Below are 3,177 nucleotides of genomic sequence, written 5' to 3' on the forward strand. Positions count from 1 at the left end.
GACGGACGATTTGGGGTCCCTCCTGGAGCTGCAATCCTCCGGGCGTACGTCCATTATTCGAAACACGGCAGTTTCGAAGTCCCTGAGTCGTTATTTGCTGACCAGATCTCGCGCGCGCGACTCGCAGGCGCAGATATCCAAACTGGTGACGCCATTGACGACGCGGCATCCCGACTTGATCCGCGTCACAGCGCCAACCATCGTCGATGAGAGTTCGATCGAACCGGGCGAATTCAGTTGCGACCTGTCCGCCATGCGCGCCTCGCAACAGTTTCTGATTGACCTGGAAATCGCCCAGACCTCATTTGGCCACCATGTCCATGACAATGCCCGCGTCGATGAAAGCCTGGAACAGTTGAAAGATGTGCTGGATCAGGTCTTGGGCATTGAAGCCGAGGAGGAGGCGGCACCATGATCCTCCAGCGCCTCGCCACTTCCATCCGCAAACAGGACTGGGTCACCGTCCTGATCGAGACTCTGATTGTCGTGCTCGGCGTCTTTCTCGGTCTCCAGCTCGGCAACTGGAACGAGGCTCGGATCGAGCGGTCCATGGAGCGCCAGTACGTTTTGCGGCTGCATGACGATATGCAGCGCTCGGCCGAAGCGATCCGGTCTTCGAACAGCTTTCTGGCAACGCAGGTCGCCAATGAAGGCGTCCTCCTGGCGAGCCTCGATCGCTGCGAGGTCGCCGCTGGCGACAGGGAGGCCGTTGCCGCAGCGCTCGGCGCACTTGGCAAATACAACTTCGCCATCGTGGACCGGGACCTCGTCAACCAGCTGCGCGCCTCTGGCCAGTTCGACACGATCCGGAACGCCAGCGTCCGGCAAGCGATCAACCTCATGTCGCGCGCGTCCGACGAGCAGCTGCGCGTCGAGCCACAATGGCTGACACATGCAGGGCCGTGGACGGCCTATGCCCGCCGCTTCTATTATTTTGACAGCCCGGAAGACGTCGATTCCGGGCGCTGGGAAAGCTGGGACAATCTGAAATTCGACATCGAAACAGCCTGTCAGGATTTCGAATTCAAGGCAGCGGTCGGCAATACGCGGGAAGGCACACGCAACCTCTATCACTGGAATGCAAGCGTTCTGGCCCGCGTGGAAGAGGCCGAACACGCGCTGGCGGAGGAGATCGCCGCACGGGGATGGGACATAACGAAATGATCCTCCAGCGCCTCGCCACCTCCATCTGCAAGCAGGACTGGTTCACCGTCCTGATCGAGACGCTGATCGTGGTGTTCGGTGTGTTCATCGGTCTCCAGCTCGGCAACTGGAACGAGGCGCGGGCCGAGCGGGCGCAGGAGACCGAGCTTCTCGCGGCGCTTCATCAGGAAATCGAGACGTCCATCCGCCTTACAGAGCACAAAGCCGATGCCATCCGGCAAGTCGTTGAGGCCGGCAAGCGTTCGCTGGATTTCCTGGAGGCTGGCGAACCCTGCGGGGAGGCTTGCTGGCCCATCCTGGTTGATTTCTTTCACGCCTCCCAATGGCAATCGATCGGGGTCGACCGGTCAACTTATGACGAGATGCGCCGGCAGGGCTTTCCGCAGTCGAGGGAGATCGTAGATGCCGTCGAGGGCTATCTTGCCCAGAATGCGACCCTGACGAGCACGAACACCCAGCCCGCCTATCGCTCGCGTGTGCGCCAGCTCATCCCGTTCGATGCGCAGGATTTCTACTGGAACAATTGCTATTTTCTGGATGATGGCGCGGAAACTTATGATCTCGACTGCCCGCCAGGTATTTCAGACGAAGCCGCCGCGCGCGCGGTAGGAAACATCGCCGATACGCCCGATATCGCGTTGCTACTTACCGAATGGGCCGGTCTTAACACAGCCACGCCGTCTGATCTTGAGGAACAAAACAAAGCGGCGCAGCGCGCTCTGGCCGTTATCGATGCAGAACTGGACCGTCGCCGATGACCGGCTTCGACCTCGTTCTCCTGCTGCTTTCCTTTGTCTACGCGCTGGCGCTCAGCCATCTGCTGTCGCGCCTCGGCGCCCTGCTGGTCGCGCGCGACCGGGTGCAGTTTTCCGGCTTGCTCGCGCTCGCCATGCTGAATGCGGTGACGCAGGTCTATATCGGATGGCTGGCCATGTGGGATTTTCGCGGCGTGGAGAGCTGGGACCTTTACACGATCACGCTGTTTCTCGTGTCCTCGATCCTAATCTTCCTGATGTGCGTTGCCGCCTCGCCCGAGACGCCAGAGGCCAAACCCGTCGACATGGAGGCGTTCTACCGCGCCAATTATCGGCTGTTTTACGGCCTCTATCTCGGACTTCTGGCTGTATATATCGCAATGACGGGCGTCTATCTCCTAACCCCGACACCAGAGCTCGCGTTGCAGCAGTCTCTGGGCAACGTCCCCTTCATCCTTGCCAGCCTGCTCGCCATCCTCGTCCCGGCCCGCTGGGCACAATGGACCGCCGGGCTCCTGATGTTTTCCATGTCCACCGCCTGGGCCGTCATCTTCAGCCATACGCTGAACTGAGACGACATCCTCCCCGGGCCCCGGAGCGCGGTTTCCAGCGATACGAAGCGCGCCGCGCTTGAATAGCAACGCCCCCGCTCGGTCAGCGGCGAGCGGGGGTTTTCAGAGGTTCCAGATCTCACTGACCGGCCGTCGAGGCGAGCTTGATGGCCTCAGGCGGCCAGCCACCGTGAATGGCCGTGATCATCGGATCGTTCACCGCCGCGACCACTTTCTCGAGGAGCTCGGCGCGGCAACGATCGATCCGGCGCGCATGGGCCAGATAGTGCCCGGACTTGGTAACTTTGTACTGCTTGCGGCACGCCTGGCGGGCTGTCTTTTCAAAGGCCTTGTAGGTGTCTCCGGGCGCAGCCATCGGGTCATAGTGGAAATCCACTTCAAAGTCCGGTCCGGCCGACGCGGGCACGGCAACAAGTGCGGCGAAGGCTGCGGCGGTAATTGTCTTGATGAAACGGGTCATCCTCGTCTTTCCTCTTTTGTGGCGCAGTCGAAATTGACTGTGACGGGACGCTGTCACGGCGGTGACCGATGATCCTGAAGGAGACCTGATGCTTTTCTGAAAGTATTGTTACGCCGTTGAACAAAAAGGATATTTGTTAAAACAAAGGGCGACTGGTGAAACGTATGGCTGGCCGGTTGGTCATCTTATTCTGCCCGATCAATTCAACTAAGCTGCGATCCCCCCC

Annotated in this window: 5 protein-coding genes; 4 read left to right on the top strand and 1 reads right to left on the bottom strand. The window is 60.1% G+C overall.

The features are described from left to right. The 4 genes from WA989_RS03515 to WA989_RS03530 form a co-directional block, all read left to right on the top strand. Positions 1-415, top strand: a 415-nt coding sequence (locus tag WA989_RS03515) for a hypothetical protein (protein ID WP_424339134.1), incomplete at its 5' end; no start/stop codon positions are given. Then, positions 412-1,164, top strand: coding sequence for a hypothetical protein (locus WA989_RS03520; protein ID WP_424339135.1), 753 nt, complete (start codon positions 412-414; stop codon positions 1,162-1,164). The genes WA989_RS03515 and WA989_RS03520, both read left to right, overlap by 4 nt. After that, on the top strand, positions 1,146-1,922 hold the full coding sequence (locus WA989_RS03525) for a hypothetical protein (protein WP_424339136.1): 777 nt from the start codon (positions 1,146-1,148) through the stop codon (positions 1,920-1,922). The genes WA989_RS03520 and WA989_RS03525 overlap by 19 nt, the downstream gene beginning before the upstream one ends. Continuing rightward, positions 1,919-2,491: a hypothetical protein gene (locus WA989_RS03530; protein ID WP_424339137.1), complete on the top strand. Its 573-nt coding sequence runs from the start codon at positions 1,919-1,921 to the stop codon at positions 2,489-2,491. The genes WA989_RS03525 and WA989_RS03530 overlap by 4 nt, the downstream gene beginning before the upstream one ends. A gap of 118 nt (positions 2,492-2,609) precedes the next feature. Here the strand turns inward: WA989_RS03530 and WA989_RS03535 are convergent, their stop codons facing one another. After that, a complete protein-coding gene (locus WA989_RS03535; protein WP_424339138.1) occupies positions 2,610-2,951 on the bottom strand; it encodes a hypothetical protein in 342 nt (113 codons plus the stop codon). Positions 2,952-3,177: the final 226 nt, after the last annotated feature.

Source organism: Henriciella sp. (assembly GCF_049649345.1).
GTDB lineage: Bacteria > Pseudomonadota > Alphaproteobacteria > Caulobacterales > Hyphomonadaceae > Henriciella.